The organism is Ochrobactrum sp. SFR4 (assembly GCF_019730395.1).
Classification (GTDB): Bacteria; Pseudomonadota; Alphaproteobacteria; order Rhizobiales; family Rhizobiaceae; genus Pseudochrobactrum.
Window position 1 is genome coordinate 1 of record NZ_JAAPBB010000186.1, and the last position, 469, is coordinate 469.

Annotated in this window: 1 protein-coding gene; it reads left to right on the forward strand. The window is 53.9% G+C overall.

Going from position 1 to position 469, the window contains the following annotated elements; translation table 11 throughout:
* Nucleotides 1-469: ABC transporter permease subunit (locus tag HBA93_RS18510; RefSeq protein ID WP_221724277.1), on the forward strand; the 469-nt coding region annotated here is incomplete at both ends.

The window sequence follows — 469 nt, forward strand, 5'->3', positions numbered from 1 at the left end:
TTCGACGTTGCTCGAGCGCGCCCGCCTTTTCCGCTGCGACGGGTGATCCTGTGGGTCGTCATTCTCGGTGTCGCACTCGATTTCGGTATTATTGTCGCCAATAATCCGAACTTCGGCTGGCCGGTTGTCGCGGCGTATTTCTTTGATCCGACAGTGATGGAAGGGCTGACAATTACGCTCGGCCTGACTGTTATTGCAATGGTTATCGGTGTCGCGCTCGGTCTCATACTGGCGATTGCCCGCATGTCGCAGGACAGGCTCGCAAGCTCGCTTTCTAATCTGTTCATCTGGTTCTTCCGTGGCACGCCTTTGCTGGTGCAGCTGATCTTCTGGTACAATCTTTCGACATTGTTTCCAAAAATCTCGCTGGCCATTCCTTTTGGTCCGACACTGATCAGCTGGAACACCAATGACATTATTACACCGCTGACGGCGGCGATTGTTGGTCTGGCTCTGAACGAAGCCGCCT